The organism is Streptomyces sp. NPDC056734, assembly GCF_042790455.1.
GTDB lineage: Bacteria > Actinomycetota > Actinomycetes > Streptomycetales > Streptomycetaceae > Streptomyces.
This window is the reverse complement of the sequence record NZ_JBHTZD010000003.1, coordinates 130837-147184: the sequence shown is the minus strand read 5'-3', so window position 1 is coordinate 147184 and position 16348 is coordinate 130837. Positions and strand designations below refer to the sequence as shown.

At 71.1% G+C, this 16348-nt stretch carries 16 protein-coding genes; 6 read left to right on the top strand and 10 right to left on the bottom strand.

Translation table 11 applies throughout. The features are described 5' to 3' along the window. The first annotated feature begins 133 nt into the window (after window positions 1-133). Both ACFRFC_RS04890 and ACFRFC_RS04885 read left to right on the top strand, forming a co-directional pair. The gene (locus ACFRFC_RS04890) at window positions 134-1237 is read left to right on the top strand and encodes a LacI family DNA-binding transcriptional regulator (protein WP_382683383.1); all 1104 of its coding nucleotides are present in this window, start codon (window positions 134-136) and stop codon (window positions 1235-1237) included. A gap of 10 nt (window positions 1238-1247) precedes the next feature. Beyond that, window positions 1248-2039 carry a hypothetical protein gene (locus tag ACFRFC_RS04885; protein ID WP_382683385.1) on the top strand — a complete coding sequence of 264 codons (792 nt, stop codon included), beginning with the start codon at window positions 1248-1250 and terminating at the stop codon, window positions 2037-2039. A gap of 39 nt (window positions 2040-2078) precedes the next feature. Here the strand turns inward: ACFRFC_RS04885 and ACFRFC_RS04880 are convergent, their stop codons facing one another. Next, entirely contained in the window at window positions 2079-3383 is a 1305-nt protein-coding gene (locus ACFRFC_RS04880; protein ID WP_382683388.1) for a DUF6986 family protein, read from the bottom strand. A gap of 242 nt (window positions 3384-3625) precedes the next feature. On the opposite strand from ACFRFC_RS04880, the gene ACFRFC_RS04875 reads away from it, so the two are divergent. Next, entirely contained in the window at window positions 3626-4540 is a 915-nt protein-coding gene (locus ACFRFC_RS04875) for an endonuclease/exonuclease/phosphatase family protein (protein ID WP_382683390.1), read from the top strand. 172 nt (window positions 4541-4712) lie between these two features. On the opposite strand, the gene ACFRFC_RS04870 is transcribed toward ACFRFC_RS04875, so the two are convergent. From ACFRFC_RS04870 to ACFRFC_RS04855, 4 genes are all read right to left on the bottom strand, one after another. Further along, the gene (locus tag ACFRFC_RS04870; RefSeq protein ID WP_382683393.1) at window positions 4713-5675 is read right to left on the bottom strand and encodes an electron transfer flavoprotein subunit alpha/FixB family protein; all 963 of its coding nucleotides are present in this window, start codon (window positions 5673-5675) and stop codon (window positions 4713-4715) included. A 235-nt stretch (window positions 5676-5910) separates the two neighbouring features. Then, window positions 5911-6699: an electron transfer flavoprotein subunit beta/FixA family protein gene (locus ACFRFC_RS04865; protein ID WP_382683395.1), complete on the bottom strand. Its 789-nt coding sequence runs from the start codon at window positions 6697-6699 to the stop codon at window positions 5911-5913. A 218-nt stretch (window positions 6700-6917) separates the two neighbouring features. Beyond that, entirely contained in the window at window positions 6918-7427 is a 510-nt protein-coding gene (locus ACFRFC_RS04860) for a flavin reductase family protein (RefSeq protein WP_382683397.1), read from the bottom strand. Between the two features lie 172 nt (window positions 7428-7599). After that, window positions 7600-8013, bottom strand: a complete 414-nt coding sequence (locus ACFRFC_RS04855) for a TlpA family protein disulfide reductase (protein WP_382683399.1) — start codon at window positions 8011-8013, stop codon at window positions 7600-7602. Between the two features lie 75 nt (window positions 8014-8088). Here ACFRFC_RS04855 and ACFRFC_RS04850 point away from each other — a divergent pair, with 75 nt between their 5' ends. Both ACFRFC_RS04850 and ACFRFC_RS04845 read left to right on the top strand, forming a co-directional pair. After that, the gene (locus ACFRFC_RS04850) at window positions 8089-8505 is read left to right on the top strand and encodes a DUF4395 domain-containing protein (protein ID WP_382683402.1); all 417 of its coding nucleotides are present in this window, start codon (window positions 8089-8091) and stop codon (window positions 8503-8505) included. A 355-nt stretch (window positions 8506-8860) separates the two neighbouring features. Next, a complete protein-coding gene (locus ACFRFC_RS04845; RefSeq protein WP_382683404.1) occupies window positions 8861-9589 on the top strand; it encodes a lysophospholipid acyltransferase family protein in 729 nt (242 codons plus the stop codon). 724 nt (window positions 9590-10313) lie between these two features. On the opposite strand, the gene ACFRFC_RS04840 is transcribed toward ACFRFC_RS04845, so the two are convergent. The 5 genes from ACFRFC_RS04840 to ACFRFC_RS04820 form a co-directional block, all read right to left on the bottom strand. Beyond that, window positions 10314-11009, bottom strand: a complete 696-nt coding sequence (locus tag ACFRFC_RS04840; RefSeq protein WP_382683407.1) for a B3/4 domain-containing protein — start codon at window positions 11007-11009, stop codon at window positions 10314-10316. A 9-nt stretch (window positions 11010-11018) separates the two neighbouring features. Then, complete coding sequence (locus tag ACFRFC_RS04835; protein WP_382683410.1) at window positions 11019-11612, bottom strand: transglutaminase domain-containing protein; 594 nt, start codon at window positions 11610-11612, stop codon at window positions 11019-11021. 108 nt (window positions 11613-11720) lie between these two features. Then, the gene (locus ACFRFC_RS04830) at window positions 11721-12791 is read right to left on the bottom strand and encodes a threonine aldolase family protein (RefSeq protein ID WP_382683413.1); all 1071 of its coding nucleotides are present in this window, start codon (window positions 12789-12791) and stop codon (window positions 11721-11723) included. Beyond that, window positions 12788-13534 (bottom strand): SDR family NAD(P)-dependent oxidoreductase, encoded by a 747-nt coding sequence (locus ACFRFC_RS04825; RefSeq protein ID WP_382683415.1) that lies wholly within the window; start codon window positions 13532-13534, stop codon window positions 12788-12790. Before ACFRFC_RS04825 ends, ACFRFC_RS04830 begins: the two co-directional genes overlap by 4 nt. A 38-nt stretch (window positions 13535-13572) precedes the next feature. Next, window positions 13573-14970 carry a DUF6421 family protein gene (locus tag ACFRFC_RS04820; protein WP_382683417.1) on the bottom strand — a complete coding sequence of 466 codons (1398 nt, stop codon included), beginning with the start codon at window positions 14968-14970 and terminating at the stop codon, window positions 13573-13575. 633 nt (window positions 14971-15603) lie between these two features. Here ACFRFC_RS04820 and ACFRFC_RS04815 point away from each other — a divergent pair. Next, window positions 15604-16287 (top strand): glycerophosphodiester phosphodiesterase, encoded by a 684-nt coding sequence (locus ACFRFC_RS04815; RefSeq protein WP_382683420.1) that lies wholly within the window; start codon window positions 15604-15606, stop codon window positions 16285-16287. Window positions 16288-16348 lie beyond the last annotated feature (61 nt).

Here is a 16348-nt window from a genome sequence, read left to right as displayed (position 1 = left end):
TCTCCCCGCGAGGCCGCGGGGAATGGGCAGGCCGGTCCAGCGGTGGGGGGCGCGGGCCGAAGATTGCGGTGGACAGTCTCTCCCGCTTCTGACAACGTTGTCCAGGCCCTATGCTCGACGGCACATCCCACATATGCCCCGAAGCGCCGAGGCAGCCTCGTGGACCACAGGAACAGGACACCCCATCGTGCCCGACACGCACCGCCGAGCAGACGGCCTTCCGATGACCCGCTACGGCAACCGGCCGACCATGAAGGACGTGGCCGCACGCGCCGGGGTGGGCCTGAAGACGGTCTCGCGTGTCGTCAATGGAGAGCCCGGGGTGACCCCCGAGACCGAGCGGCGTGTCCAGGAGGCCATCGACGCCCTGGGCTTCCGCCGCAACGACAGCGCGCGCGTGCTGCGCAAGGGCCGTACGGCCAGCATCGGGCTGGTCCTGGAGGACCTCGCCGACCCGTTCTACGGGCCGCTCAGCCGTGCCGTCGAGGAGGTGGCCCGCGCGCACGGAGCGCTGCTGATCAACGGCTCCAGCGCCGAGGACCCCGAGCGCGAGCAGGAGCTGGCGCTGGCGTTGTGCGCCCGGCGGGTGGACGGGCTGGTGGTTATCCCGGCCGGCGACGACCACCGCTATCTGGAACCGGAGATCCGCGCGGGCGTGGCCACGGTGTTCGTGGACCGCCCGGCCGGGAAGATCGACGCCGACGCGGTGCTGTCCGACAGCTTCGGCGGCGCGCGCAACGGGGTCGCGCACCTCATCGCGCACGGCCACCGCAGGATCGGTTTCATCGGCGACCGGCCGCGCATCCACACCGCCGCCGAACGGCTGCGCGGCTACCGGGCCGCCATGGAGGACGCCGGGATACCCGTCACGCCCGCCTGGATGTCCCTGGGCGTGACCGACCCGGGACGGGTGCGGCAGGCGGCGGAGGAGATGCTCGCCGGCCCCGACCCGGTCACCGCGATCTTCGCGGGCAACAACCGGGTGACGGTCACCGTGATCCGGGTCCTGGCCGAGCAGACGCGGCGGATCGCCCTGGTCGGCTTCGACGACATCGAGCTGGGCGATCTGCTCCAGCCGGGGGTCACCGTCGTCGCCCAGGACGCGGCGGCTCTCGGCCGCACGGCCGCCGAGCGGCTCTTCCGGCAGTTGGACGGCACTCTGATCACACCCGAGCGGATCGAACTGCCGACGCGCCTGATCCAGCGAGGCTCGGGCGAGTTCACACCGTCGAACTGAGGGGCACCGGATGGACGTACCGGACCGCGACGCCTTCGCCGCGTCACTCCTCGCCCCCGGTCGCACCCTGGAGGAGCTGGGCCTCGCCGTCGCCCCCCGCGATCATCCGCTGGCCTATCCCGGCGCCTGGCCCGCCGAGTCCGGCCTGCTCGTCGGTGACCGGCTGCTGCCGCTCACGCGGTTGGTCCACGAGGACCGTGTCCCGGTGCTCGCCGTCGGCTCCAACGCCTGCCCCGGCCAGCTCCGCCGCAAGCTCGCAGAATCCGGGATCACCACCCCGCTCCCCCTGGTCAAGGCACGCGTGAGCGGCCTCGGCGTCGGCGTGTCGGCGCACATCAGCCGCATGGGATACGTCAGCGCCTCCCCGTTCGCGGCCCCGGGCACCGTACGCGAGCTGTTCCTCACCTGGCTCGACGCCGGGCAACTCGCCGCGGTGGACGCCAGCGAGGGCGTCCCCCTGCCGGACGGCAACTACCGGCGCGCCTGGCTGCCCGCACCGCACGTACGGATCGAACTGGCCGACGGCCGTACGCTGCCGGGCGCCTTCGCGTACGTCAATCGCCGCGGCGTGCTGCACGACGGCACCGGCACGCCCCGCCTCCACGGGGACCAGCGCACTCTGATCACCGAGTTGCTGATCGCTTCCCCCCGGCTGCGGGAGCTGTGCGGCGACACGCCGGAGCGGTTCTGTGCGCGCGTGCGCTCCGATCCGGCGCTCAGCGCGCGCGGGACCCTGTTGTTCGCGCAGGAGAAGCTGGTGACGGCGTCCGGTCTGGAGCGGTACGGGGCACACGCCCGGTAGCGGAACGTCTCGCGGCACCCTGGCCGCCCGTCCGGGGCGCTACTGTGCGGGAGCCGTCAGATCGCCGTGCCGGGGCGCCGCGAAGCCCTCCAGGCCGCTCCGGGACAGCCCGGTCAGGCCGGTCACCTCGGCGACGTCGAGCGCCCCGCAGTCCAGGCCGCGCAGCAGATAGCCGCTGAGGGCCTTGGCGGTGGCGGGCTCGTCCATGATGTCGCCGGCGGTACGGCCGACGTACCGGGCGAGGCGGGCGGCGGCCGTTTCGAAACCCTCGCGGTAGAAGGCGAAGACGGCGGCGTAGCGGGTCGGGAGGTGGCCGGGGTGCATGTCCCAGCCCTGGTAATAGGCGCGGGCCAGAGCGCGGCGCGTGAGGCCGTGGTGGAGCCGCCAGGCGTCGTGCACATGCTCCGTCGTACCGACCGGCAGGACGTTGGTCGAGCCGTCCGAGACCCGTACGCCGGTACCCGCGGCGGCGACCTGCATGACGGCCTTGGCGTGGTCGGCGGCGGGGTGGTCGCTGGCCTGGTAGGCGGCGGAGACACCGAGGCAGGCGCTGTAGTCGAAGGTGCCGTAGTGCAGTCCGGTGGCGCGGCCCTCGGCGGCCTGGATCATCCGGGCGACGGTGGCGGTGCCGTCGGTGGCGAGGATGGACTGGCTGGTCTCGATCTGGATCTCGAAGCCGAGCCGGCCGGGTTCGAGGGCGTGCGCCTTCTCGAACGCGTCCAGCAGCCGCACCATGGCGGTGATCTGCTCGGGATAGGTCACCTTGGGCAGCGTGAGGACCAGTCCGGCGGGCAGTCCGCCGGATTCGATCAGACCGGTGAGGAAGATGTCGAGGGTGCGGATGCCCCGGTCGCGAACCGGCGCCTCCATGCACTTCATACGGATGCCCATGTACGGGGCGGCGGTGCCGTTCTCGTACGCGTCGGCGATCAGGCGGGCCGCGCGGGCGGCGGCCTCGTCCTCCTCGGCGCCGGGGCGGGGGCCGTAGCCGTCCTCGAAATCGACCCGCAGGTCTTCGATCGGTTCGCGCTCCAGTTTGGCGCGCACGCGCGCGTGCACGGGTTCGGCGAGTGTCTCGTCGAGTCCGAGGACCGCGGCGAAGGAGGCGGCGTCCGGGGCGTGTTCGTCCAGGGCGGCGAGAGCCTGATCGCCCCAGGAGCGGACGGTGTCGGCGGCGAAGGCGTCGCCGGGGACGTAGACGGTGTGGACGGGCTGGCGGGTGCCGGGGTCGCCGGGGTAGCGGCGCTCCAGTTCGGCGTCGACCGGTGCGAGGGAGGCGCTGATCTCCTCGCTCACGGCGCCCGCGAGGCTCGTCCGCACCCGCTCCTGCTGGCCCTGACCCATCCCACACCCTCCACTTTTCCGCTTCATGGAATCAACAATCCGTTGAATGAAGCTATCCGGCGCCCGTTCCACCGGTCAACACCTCTTCCGAACCGGGTCACTCCCGGATTTCGTCATGTTCACGCCCATCTCATCCGGCGGTACAACCATGCGGTAGGCACGACCAGGGCCCTGCTGAGCGAACCCGGCAAGGACCCCCGGCCCAGATGTTCCGTTTCCCAGCGAACCAGCGAAGGAGCCCCGTGCCGAACCGCACCCGCCTCACCCGCCGTCTGGGCCTGAAGACCGCGCTCGCCGCCACGATCGCCGTCCCCCTGTCGAGCACCCCGCTCACCACCGGCGCCGCATCCGCCGCGTCCGCCGACGAGCGCCAAGGCCGCCGCCTGGAGGTCATGTCCTTCAACCTCCGTTTCGCGAGCGACACCGAGCCCCACAGCTGGACCGTCCGCAGACCGGTCATGCGCGAGCTGCTGCGCCGCGAGCGCCCGCAGCTGATCGGCACCCAGGAGGGCCTCTACCACCAGCTGCGCGACATCGAGAGCGATCTCGGAACGCACTACGACTGGATCGGCACCGGCCGCGCGGGCGGCAGCCGCGACGAGTTCATGGCGATCCTCTACGACACCCGCCGCTTCACCCCGCTGGCGTTCGATCATTTCTGGCTGTCCGACACGCCCGACGTCATCGGCTCCAACACCTGGGGCGGCGGCTCCATCCGCATGGTCACCTGGGTCCGCTTCCGCGACCACGCCGACGACGGCCGGGAGTTCTTCTTCCTCAACACCCACCTGGACAACAGCAGCCAGAACGCACGCGCGCGTGCCGCCGCTCTGATCACCCAGCGCATCGCCGCCCTGGACCCCGCCCTCCCGCTGGTGGTCACCGGTGACTTCAATGTCGCCGCGCACAAGAACCCGGTGTACGACACGCTGCTGGCCGCCGGTCTCACCGATACCTGGGACACCGCCGCCGAGCGCGGCGCGCTGTACGCCACCTTCCACGGCTATCGCCCGCCGACCCCGGACGGCGACCGCATCGACTGGATCCTAGCCACTCCCGGCGTGACCACCCACCGCGCGGTCATCAACACCTTCTCCGCGAACGGTCAGTTCCCGAGCGATCATTTGCCGGTACAGGCGACACTCACGCTCGGCTGACCGCCGACACGCTCCCACCCGCCGACACGCCCACGCCCACGGACCGCCGACACGCCCCCGCCGGACGGACCGCCGACACGCCCACACCCATCGCGTACGACACGCCGAGGCCCCCGTGACCGATCAAACGGTCACGGGGGCCTCGTACGAGACTCCGGGCCTTGCCGGACGATCAGCCCTTGCGGGTCTTGATCTCCTCTGTGAGCTGGGGCACGACGTCGAAGAGGTCGCCGACGATGCCGTAGTCGACCAGGTCGAAGATCGGGGCCTCGGCGTCCTTGTTGACGGCGACGATGGTCTTGGAGGTTTGCATGCCCGCGCGGTGCTGGATCGCGCCCGAGATACCGGCCGCGATGTACAGCTGCGGGGAGACCGACTTGCCGGTCTGGCCGACCTGGTTGGTGTGCGGGTACCAGCCCGCGTCCACCGCCGCGCGCGAGGCGCCGACGGCCGCGCCGAGTTCGTCGGCCAGCGCCTCGATGACCGCGAAGTTCTCGGCACCGTTGACACCGCGTCCACCGGAGACCACGATCGCGGCCTCGGTCAGCTCGGGGCGCCCGGTCGCCTGGCGCGGCGTGCGCGCGGTGACCCTGGTGCCGGTGGCCTGGCCGGAGAACGCCACGGTCAGGGCCTCCACGTCACCGGCGGCCGGGGCGGCCTCGACGGGCGCGGCGTTCGGCTTGACGGTGATGACCGGGATGCCCCGCGAGACGCGGGAGCGGGTGGTGAAGGCGGCGGCGAACACCGACTGGGTGGCGACGGGGCCCTCGTCGCCGTCGGTCAGGTCGATGGCGTCGGTGATGATGCCGGAGCCGATGCGCAGCGCGAGGCGGGCGGCGATCTCCTTGCCCTCCGCCGAGGACGGGACCAGCACGGCGGCCGGGGAGACGGCGTCATAGGCGGCCTTCAGGGCGTCGACCTTGGGCACGACCAGGTAGTCGGTGTACTCGGCGGCGTCGTGGGTGAGGACCCTGACGGCGCCGTGCTCGGCCAGTACGGGGGCGGTGTCGGCGGCACCGTTGCCCAGGGCGACGGCGACCGGGTCGCCGATGCGGCGGGCCAGGGTCAGCAGCTCCAGGGTGGGCTTGCGGACGGCACCGTCCACGTGATCGACGTAGACGAGAACTTCAGCCATGGGACTATCTCTCCTGCTTGCGAAGGATGCGGGGCGGGCGGCGTGTCACGCCGTACGGCTCACCCGGGCGGCGAGACCCGGACGAACCTCGGACTCGCGGGCCTGGCGGCGGGCCTCCGGCGCGCGGGCCGGGACCGGACTTCCGGCGCACGGGCATCGGACGAACCTCTGACGCGCGCGGCGTCGGACGACCCTCCGGCTCGCGCAATCCGGACGAACCTGTGACGCGCGGGTCTCAGACGAACTTCTGGCTCGCGAGGAACTCGGCGAGCTGCTTGCCGCCCTCGCCCTCGTCCTTGACGATCGTGCCGGCCGTGCGGGCCGGCCGCTCGGCCGCGGAATCGACCACCGTGTAGGCGTTGTCCAGGCCGACCTCGTCCTCGTCGATGTCCAGGTCGGACAGGTCCCAGGACTGCACCGGCTTCTTCTTGGCCGCCATGATGCCCTTGAACGACGGGTAGCGGGCCTCGCCCGACTGGTCGGTGACCGACACGACCGCCGGAAGGGACGCCTCCAACTGCTCGGAGGCGGCGTCGCCGTCACGGCGGCCGGTGACCGTGCCGTCCTGGACGGAGACCTCGGACAGCAGCGTGACCTGTGGGACGCCCAGGCGCTCGGCGAGCAGGGCGGGGACGATGCCCATGGTGCCGTCGGTGGACGCCATGCCGGAGACGACCAGGTCGTAGCCGGCCTTCTCGATCGCCTTCGCCAGCACCAGGGACGTACCGATCGCGTCGGTGCCGTGCAGGTCGTCGTCCTCGACGTGGACCGCCTTGTCGGCGCCCATGGACAGCGCCTTGCGCAGCGCGTCCTTGGCGTCCTCGGGGCCGACCGTCAGGACGGTGACCTCGACGTCGTCGTCGGAGTTCTCGGAGATCCGCAGCGCCTGCTCGACCGCGTACTCGTCCAGTTCGGAGAGCAGACCGTCCACGTCGTCACGGTCGACGGTCAGGTCATCGGCGAAATGCCGGTCGCCAGTGGCGTCGGGCACGTACTTCACAGTGACAACGATCCTCAAGCTCACGCCGGCTCTCCTACTGCAATCGTCATTTTCGGCTGCCTTCCAGCAGGCAGCATAGGCGCCCCTGGCGGCCGGTCCCGGTCGGGGCGACCCGCGCCCCGCCCCAGATATTACTCGTCAGTACACCTAGTTCGTTCCCACTGAGCAAGCGCTTTGAACTGTGACCTTCGCAACGCAGCGTAACCGGAACTGGACGGTCCCGCAGGCGCGCGGTCAAGTGATCAATCCCGCAGGCCGGTGAAGCCCCCTTGGTGGTAGAGCAGGGGTCGTCCGGGGCCCGTGGGGTCGCCCAGGACGACCTCGGCGATCACGATCCGGTGATCACCCGCGGGCACGCGCGCGTGCACCCGGCACACCGCCCAGGCGAGCACCCCGTCGAGCACCGGAACCCCCTCGGGCCCCTCGCGCCACCGCGTCGGCGGCGCGAACCGATCAGCCCCGCTCTGTGCGAACGTCACGGCAAGTTCCCCCTGCCGCTCCCCCAGCACATGCACCCCGACATACGCCGCCGCCGAGACGGCCGGCCAACTGGACGCCCCCGTGGCGATCCCGAAGGAGAGCAACGGCGGCTCGGCCGCGACCGACGCAAGGGACGTGGCCGTGAACCCGACCGGCCCCCGGGCGCCCAGGGCCGTGATCACGGCGACCCCCGCCGCGTGCCGCCGGAAGACGGAACGCAGCAACTCGGGCGAGCCGGGCCGGGCGGCCTCCAGATCCGGCGTGGCCGTCATGGGGTGGTCCTGGGCATGCGTTCAGGCTGACGATGAGTGGTGGATACAGTCAAGTACGTCCCGGCATATGGGAGATGGCTCACCGACGCCGGGTGACCCATCTGACGCCCGCCCCGTCCCCGTATGCGGCACCTCGGCCCAGCCGCCCGGATCCGCCGCGCGGTGGTCCCTCTCACACCGCCTCGCCCAGGGCCGCGATCACATCCGCCTTGCGCGGCTGCCCGGCCGCGCGCCGCACGATCCGCCCGTCCGCGTCGAGGACAAGCACGGTGGGCGTCTTGAGGATCTCCAGTTCGCGTACGAGGTCCAGGTGCGCCTCGGCGTCGATCTCGACGTGGGCGACGCCCGGGACGAGTTGGGCGACCTCGCCCAGGATCCGGCGGGTCGCCCGGCAAGGGGCGCAGAAGGCACTGGAGAACTGCACGAGGGTGGCCCGCTCCCCCAGAGCGGCACCCAGTTCCGTGGCGCCGAGCCGTTTGCCGTCGTCGCGCCCGCGCACCCGTACTCTCCCGCTCCGCCGCTTGTGCAGCACTCCGTAGACGCTCGCCGCCGCGAGCACCGCAAGGCACACCACCAGTCCGGTCATCGGTCGTGTCAGCGTTCACGAGACTGCAAAGATTCCCGGGCCGACGGCGCGTCCGGGCTACGGAATGCTTGATTCATGGACATCGATGTGAGAGGGCCGCGGTTCGGGGCGGCCGTGACGGCCGTGGTCCTGGCGGTCGTGCTGATCACCGGCGGTGTGTGGCTGCTGGCCTGGCAGACGCTGGCGTTCGCGCTCGGCGCGGCGGGCGGGGTCGGCCGGTCGCCGTACGGCTGGGTGTTCCAGCGGTTCGTACGGCCCCGGATCGGGCCGCCGACCGCGTTCGAGCCGCCGGAGCCGCCCCGGTTCGCGCAGACGGTCGGGCTCGGTTTCGCGCTGCTCGGCCTGATCGGTTTCACTCTGGGGCCGCAGTGGCTGGGGCTCGCGGCGACCGGAGCGGCGCTCGCGGCGGCCTTCCTGAACGCCGCGTTCGGGTACTGCCTGGGCTGCGAGGTGTATCTGCTGTCGCGACGGGTGGCGGTGCGCGCGAAGTAGGGGGCGCGTGGGGCGTACGGGCGTCGTGGCGGCCCTGTGTGGGGCGGGGGCGGGACCGTGGCGTACGGGGGTCGCGCCGAGGCCGTGGCGGGCCTGCCGGGGCCGTTTCGGGTCAGGCCGGGGCCAAGCCAGGAACAGGCAGGAGACAGGCGGGAGACAGGCCGGGGACAGGTCTTCTCGGGGTCGCGATGGGCCGTCCGTAGGACGTGACGAGGATTACGCCGGGTGCGGGCACCAGGGGTGGCCCCCGGTTCGTTCTTCGGGCACCATCTGCGAGATGCCGTAAACCTACGGCTGCGTAGCTTTCCGCCGGGAGACCCCTTCCCTGGCAGAGCAGGAAGGGCCCGCCCCGCCCATGGCAGAGCTTGTGTATCGTCCCGTGATCGGTTTTGCCCGCACGCTGTTCAAGGCATGGGACCTGAAGATCGATTGCCAGGGTTCGGAGAACATCCCGCGCGCGGGCGGCGCCGTACTGGTCAGCAATCACATCAGCTATCTGGACTTCGTCTTCAGTGGTTTGTCGGCCCTGCCGCAGAAGCGTCTGGTGCGCTTCATGGCCAAGGAGTCGGTTTTCCGGCACAAGGTGTCCGGTCCGCTGATGCGCGGCATGAAGCACATCCCGGTGGACCGCAAGCAGGGCGAGACCGCGTACAAGCACGCGCTGGAGTCGCTGCGCGCCGGCGAGGTGATCGGGGTGTTCCCGGAGGCCACGATCTCGTCGTCGTTCACCCTGAAGAGCTTCAAGTCGGGCGCCGCGCGGCTGGCGCAGGACGCGGGCGTGCCACTGATCCCGATGGCCGTCTGGGGCACGCAGCGGCTGTGGACCAAGGGCCAGCCGCGCAACTTCAAGCGCAGCCACATCCCGGTCACCATCCGGGTGGGCGAGCCCATGGAAGCCTCGCGCGACGAGTACGCGGGCGCCATCACCCGGCGACTGCGCGGGCGCGTGCAGGAGTTGCTGGAGGCCGCCCAGCGCGCGTACCCGGTCCGCCCGAAGGGCACCGACGACACCTGGTGGATACCGGCCCACCTCGGCGGCACGGCCCCGACACCGGAGGCGGTACGGGCGGCCGAGTCCCACTGACGCGGGAGAGGGCGCGGGCCGGGTCGCACTGACGCCGGAGACGGAGCCGGCGGGCCAAGCCGCACTCACGCGGAGACGGTGCCGGGGACCGGGCCGCGCTCGCCCTGGTCGGGACTCGCGACTCACGCAGGTCGGGACTCGCTCACGCACCCCGCAGGCGGTCCGCGCCACCCGGGACGCCTCGCGCCGCGCGACCGCCACTCCGGGCCGGGCCGGTCCGCCTCCCGTCCGGGCCCCCGTCCGGCCCCGGACCGGAGCGGCGGTAGCACCCGGAAAGCCGATGGGCCGCAGCCGCAGGCCCGGCCACACCGGAGCCATGCCTCGCAGAATCATGTTCGTCCAGCTCAAGACGGGCTACGACATCGATCGTGGCCCCTCCTGGATCGGCTGGGTGGACTTCTCCAAGACCTGGAAGACCGCCTGCTTCCAGGGGCGGACCCTGCGGCGTGCCACCGGACGCGGCCTGTTCGACGCGAACTTCCACAACGTCGACAGCGACGACGTCTTCTGGATCTCCCGCCCGAAGCGCGACCGGAACGACACCCGGTACGGGCCGGAGGATCCGGCCGTGGAGGCCGACGCCGAGGACGCGTACCAGGCGTTCCTCCAGGGGGCCGCCGCTTCCCGGCCGCGAGGACGGCTAGGCCCGCCAGGCCACGACCAGGCCGGTCGATCGAGCGATCGAGCGATCAGTCGATCAATCGATCAATCGATCCTCCCGGGATCAGCGGCTCGCGGTGCCGAGAGCGATCTCCGCGCCGGGGCTGAACTTCTCCAGCAGTTCGGCGAGTTCGGCCGCGGCGGCCTCCACCTCGGCGACCGGCATGGGGGCGAGGCTCTCCAGCAGGAAGATGCCGGAGCTGGTCCCCTCGCCAAGCCGGGTGCGCGGGCCCTGGCGCCAGTTCCAGCGCCGGCAGGTGACGCCGAGGCCGTCGCGCCACACCACCTCGCCGGGCTCCGGGTGCTCGACGGACTCCTCGCCGCCGGCGACGGTCACGAAGTCCTCGTCGCCGTGCGCCCGTACCAGCCGCATGCCGCCCTCGATCCGGTCGATGTCCTCTCCGCCGACCGGGATCAGATGGGCCACGCTGATGGCGTTGTAGAGGTCCACCAGGAGGTTGATCCGGGGCAGTCCGGCATCGGTCAGCGCCCGCTTGGCCAGCGCCTCCGCGGAGTTGCGGGTGCGGGAGGGCTTGGCGCCGAACGCGGTGTAGGCGGCGCGCCAGGCGGCCATGTGCGGGTCCTCGTGCGGCGCCCGCCCGGCCAGTCGTACGGCGAGCCGCTCGGCGGCCTCGTCCAGCAGCGCCGAACCGGCGTCGGTGCTGGGCCCGTTGACGAGTCCGTGGGCTTCGACGGTGACGTGGGTGAAGCCGGGCACGAGGGCATGCACCTCGTCGGACACGGTCAGGGAGAACGTCATGGCCTGCCTTCAGAGCGCGGTGGGGAGGGTCTTCCAGAGGTGCGGCCGGTCGGGGGCGGCCTTGAGGGCGGCCAGGACGACCGGGTGCGGTTCAGCGTACAGGACCGGATAGTCCACCTCACTGGACTCCGGGTCGACCGGGAAGGCCAGCCGCTCACCGTCCAGAGAGAACTGGGCATCCACGCCCGGTTTGTTGCCGCGCGGATCCTGCCGGTGCCAGGCGCCGTAGAAGCGGACGGCGACCAGCCCGTGTACGACATGGCCGCCGCCCCCGTCATGCCGCAGCCGCTGGTAGCAGAGCGCGGTCGGGATGTCCTCGGCGCGCAGCAGGGCGGCGAGGGCATGAGCCTTGGCGTAGCAGATGCCGGTGCGCCGCTCCAGGACGTCCGAGGCACGCCAGGTGACACGGAGATCGCCGCTGTCGGCGGAGTGCGGGATCGTATCGCGTACGAAATCGAAGGCGGCCCGCGCATAGTCATACGAGTCGGCGGCCCCGCGCGCGAGCCGGGCGGAGGTCTGCCGGACGAGCGGGTGCTCATGGTCGATGACCTGGTCGGCGGCCTGATACGCGGACAGGTCGGGGTCGTGCTGGATCAGCTGCATGCCCCCAGAGCATAGGAATACGGCCACCCGGACGTCAATGCATTTACATGCCCCCGCATATCTATGCACGCACGGCAGGTCATTCGCGTCGAAAGCGGAGCCGTCGGCTCAGCGGGCCATCTCCTCCTTGAGAGCCGCGACGAACGTGTCCACGTCGTCCTCGGTGGTGTCGAACGCGCACATCCAGCGCACGTCCCCGGCCGCCTCGTCCCAGAAGTAGAAACGGAACCGCTGCTGGAGCCGTACGGTCACGTCGTGCGGGAGCCGGGCGAAGACCGCGTTGGACTGGACCGGGTGGAGCAGTTCCACGCCGTGCACCGCGCGGACGCCCTCGGCGAGTCGCTGGGCCATCTCGTTGGCGTGCCGGGCGTTGCGCAGCCACAGGTCCCTGGCGAGCAGGGCCTCCAACTGCACGGACACGAACCGCATCTTGGAGGCGAGCTGCATGGACAGCTTGCGCAGATGCTTCATGTGGCTGACCGCGTCCTGGTCGAGCACTACGACCGCTTCGCCGAACAGCGCGCCGTTCTTCGTGCCGCCCAGGGAGAGCAGATCGACGCCGACGGCGTTGGTGAACGCCCGCATGGGGACGTCCAGGGAGGCCGCCGCGTTGGCGAGCCGGGAGCCGTCCAGATGGACTTTCATCCCGAGGCCGTGGGCGTGCTCGCAGATCGCGCGGATCTCGTCCGGGGTGTAGACGGTGCCCAGCTCGGTGCTCTGGGCGATCGAGACGACCTGCGGCATGGCGCGATGCTCGTCGTCCCAGCCGTACGCCTGGCGGTCGATCAGCTCGGGCGTGAGCTTTCCGTCGGGTGTGGGCACGGTGAGCAGCTTCAGCCCGCCGACCCGCTCGGGCGCCCCGCACTCGTCGACATGGATGTGCGCGCTCTCGGCGCAGATCACCGCGCCCCAGCGGTCCGTGACGGCCTGGAGCGCGACGACGTTGGCGCCGGTGCCATTGAAGACCGGGAATGCCTCCGCGGTCGCCCCGAAGTGGCCGCGGATCACACTCTGGAGATGCTCGGTGTAGTCGTCCTCGCCATAGGCGACCTGGTGGCCGCCATTGGCGAGCGCGAGGGCGGCGAGCACCTCCGGGTGGGCGCCCGCGTAGTTGTCGCTGGCGAAGCCGCGGACCTGCGGGTCGTGGTGACGGCGCGCGTCGGTCTTCGGGGGGTTCACGGCTTCTCGGTCAGCCACAGGCGTCGTCCGTTCACTTCGGCGGCGGGCTTGTCCCAGACGCCCACGACAGCGTCGGCCAGGTCGGTGACATCGGTGAAGCCCGCGAACCTCGCGTTGGGCCGGTCGGCACGCATGGCGTCGTGGACCAGCGCCTTGACCACCAGGATCGCCGCCGCCGCGTTGGGTCCGCCCTCGCCGCCCGCCTTGTGGAAGTAGTCACCGAGGGCCAGCGTCCACGCCTCGGCGGCGGCCTTGGCGGCGGCGTAGGCGGCGTTGCCCGCGGTGGGCTTGCTGGCCCCGGCCGCGCTGATCAGCACGTACCGGCCGCGATCGCTGCGCTGGAGCGCCTCGTGGAAGGCGAGCGAGGTGTTCTGGACCGTGCGGATCAGCAGCAGCTCCAGGAAGTCCCAGTCGTCGAGTCGGGTCTTGGTGAAGGTCTCGCTGCCGCGCCAGCCGCCGACGAGATGCACCAGGCCGTCGACCCGCCCGAAGTCCTTCTCGATGCGGTTCGCCCACTCCTGGGACGACTCCCGGTCGAGCAGATCGACCGTGTCACCGATGACGGTCGCACCGCCGTGCGCGTAGCTGGCCGCGTCGACGGCCTCGGCCAGCCGCTCCGGGTCGTTGTCCGAGCCGATGACGGTCGCCCCGGCCTCCGCCAGCCGCACCAGCGCGGCCCGCCCGGCGGGCCCGCCCGCCCCGGCCACCGCGATCACCGCGCCGCTGAGAGCCCCGTTCCCCATGTTCCTCGCCTCCTGAGCAGCGTTTCCGATGCGGTCGCTCACGCGGCGACCCGCTCGGCGGTGTCCCTGGTGATACCCCGGGTCGAGGCGATCACGCTTTTCAGCTTCTTGGACAGCGCCTCATAGAACATGCTGAGCGGAAACTCGTCGGGAAGCACGTCATCGACGAGTTTGCGGGGCGGCAGGGACAGGTCGAGGGCGTCGGGACCCTTGGCCCACTTGGAGCCCGGGTGCGGGGACAGATACGTGGCGACCAGTTCGTACCCCTTGAACCAGTGGACCAGCTTGGGGCGGTCGATGCCGTCGCGGTAGAGGGTCTCGATCTCGGCGCACAGCTGGTTGGTGACCTGGGGGGCGCGCTCCCAGTCGATGGAGAGCCTGTTGTCGGTCCAGCGGACCACGTCGTGCCGGTGCAGGTAGGCGAAGAGGAGCTGGCCGCCGAGACCGTCGTAGTTGCGTACGCGCTCGCCGGTGACCGGGAAGCGGAACATCCGGTCGAAGAGCACGGCGTACTGCACGTCGCGGGCCTGCGGGACACCGTCCTGGGCAAGCTTGACGGCCTCCTTGAAGGCGGTCAGATCGCAGCGCAGCTCCTCCAGGCCGTACATCCAGAACGGCTGCCGCTGCTTGATCATGAACGGGTCGAACGGCAGGTCACCATGGCTGTGGGTGCGGTCGTGGACCATGTCCCACAGCACAAATGCCTCTTCGCAGCGCCTCTGGTCGTGCACCAGCGCGGCGACGTCCTCGGGCAGCGTGAGGCCCAGCAGATCGACGGCGGCGGCGGTGACCCGGCGGAAGCGCGCGGCCTCGCGGTCGCAGAAGATACCGCCCCAGGAGAAACGTTCCGGTGCCTCGCGGACGGCGATCGTCTCGGGGAAGAGCACGGCCGAGTTGGTGTCGTAGCCGGAGGTGAAGTCCTCGAAGGTGATGCCGCAGAACAGCGGGTTGTCGTAGCGGGTGCGCTCCAGCTCCGCCAGCCAGTTGGGCCAGACCATCCTCAGCACGATCGCTTCGAGATTGCGGTCCGGGTTGCCGTTCTGGGTGTACATCGGGAAGACGACCAGATGCTGGAGACCATCGCGGCGGTCGGCGGCCGGCTGGAACGCCAGCAGCGAGTCGAGGAAGTCCGGCACCAGGAACCCGCTGACCGACCAGCGCCGCAGGTCCTCGGCCAGGGCCGCGTGATAGGCGGCGTCGTGCGGCAGCAGCGGCGACAGCGCCTGTACGGCGTCGATCACCTCGGCGACGGCACGCTCCACGTCCGCGCGGGCCGGGGCGCCCTCGGCGGCAAGATCGACCGAACCGTCCTTGGACTGCCAGCCACGGATGCGCTCCACGGCGCCCTTGAGCGCGGGCCACGCCGGGTGCTCGACCACCCTGGGCGCAGCAGGAATCCGCCCATCGGTCGTCGGCTGCACAAGAATTTCCGTCATGTCCCATCCTCCACGGGAGAACCTCGCGTAGGAACACCGTATGCGTATGAGCTTTCTCCCAGCAAGCGACGCCTCGGGAAATTATCCTGTGCGCCCCGGCCATTCGCCGTGTTTTTTCCTGCGGGTACGGGGGTGGCGGACCGGTGGGGTGTGGGTTGGGGCCGTGGGGCCGGGGTCGGGGCCGGGCGGGCTCGGGCCCGGGCTGAGCGGGGCCGGAGCCGGGGCTGAGCGGGCCAGGGTCGGGCGGACGACGCTCGGGGGGCGTCGCGGGACGGCTATCGGGGCGCCCGCAGGGACGCTGGCGCGGTGCCGGAGGAATGCTTCTGGGGTGCCGCAGGGAGGCTGGCGGGGCGCCGCAGGGACACTGGCGGCGCCCGCAGGGAGATGCTCCCGGGGTGCCGCAAGGACGCTGCCAGGGCTCCGCAGGGACGCCGACGGTTGTCGCAAGGCGTTGCGGCCGGGATGCGGGCCTTGCGTCACCGGGCTTACCGGATCCGGCGTGCCGGTCGGGGCCGATCCGCAGCGTACGCGCGGGTTCATCTCACGCCTCGGCCACTAAAGTGCGAAATTCACACCGTGCGGACGGCCGCTGTCCGCACGGCCGCCTGCCCGTCGACGGAAGCGAGCTGAACCTTGAACTTCCTCACCATCGGACACCGCGGAATCATGGGCGTCGAGCCCGAGAACACCCTGCGTTCGTTCATGGCCGCCGAACACGCCGGCCTTGATGTGATCGAACTCGATGTTCACTTGAGCAAGGACGGCGCTCTGGTCGTCCTGCACGACGAGCACGTGGACCGGACCACGGACGGCACCGGCCCGGTCGCCGAGAAGACCCTCGCGGAGCTGCGCGCGCTCGACGCCGGGCGTGGCGAGCGGATCCCGGTCTTCGAGGAGGTGCTGGACGCCGTACGCTCCCCGCTCCAGGTCGAGATCAAGGACACCGCCGCGGCCCGCGCGCTGGCCGATGTGGTGCGGGACCGGAATCTGGCGGAGCGGGTGGAGGTGTCGTCCTTCCACGACGAGGCGATCGCGGAGATCGGCCGCCTGGTGCCCGGCGTACGTACCGCGCTGATCGGCAGCCGGTACGGAACGGACATCGTCGAACGCGCGGTTCGGGTCGGAGCGCACACCATCTGCCTGAACATTCGCCGCCTCACCCTGGAGGTGACGGAAGCCGCGCGCGGAGCGAATCTGCGGATCATCGGCTGGGTGGTCAACACCCAGGACCAGCTGCGGCTGGTACGCGCCCTGGAACTCGACGGCGCGACCACCGATCATCCCGAGATCAAACGAACAGGCCGCTTCACGGCGTAGCGGCCCGGCGGGACGCGTAACGGCCTCCCGGCGCCCGTCACGGCCCGTCGGTCCCCGTCAC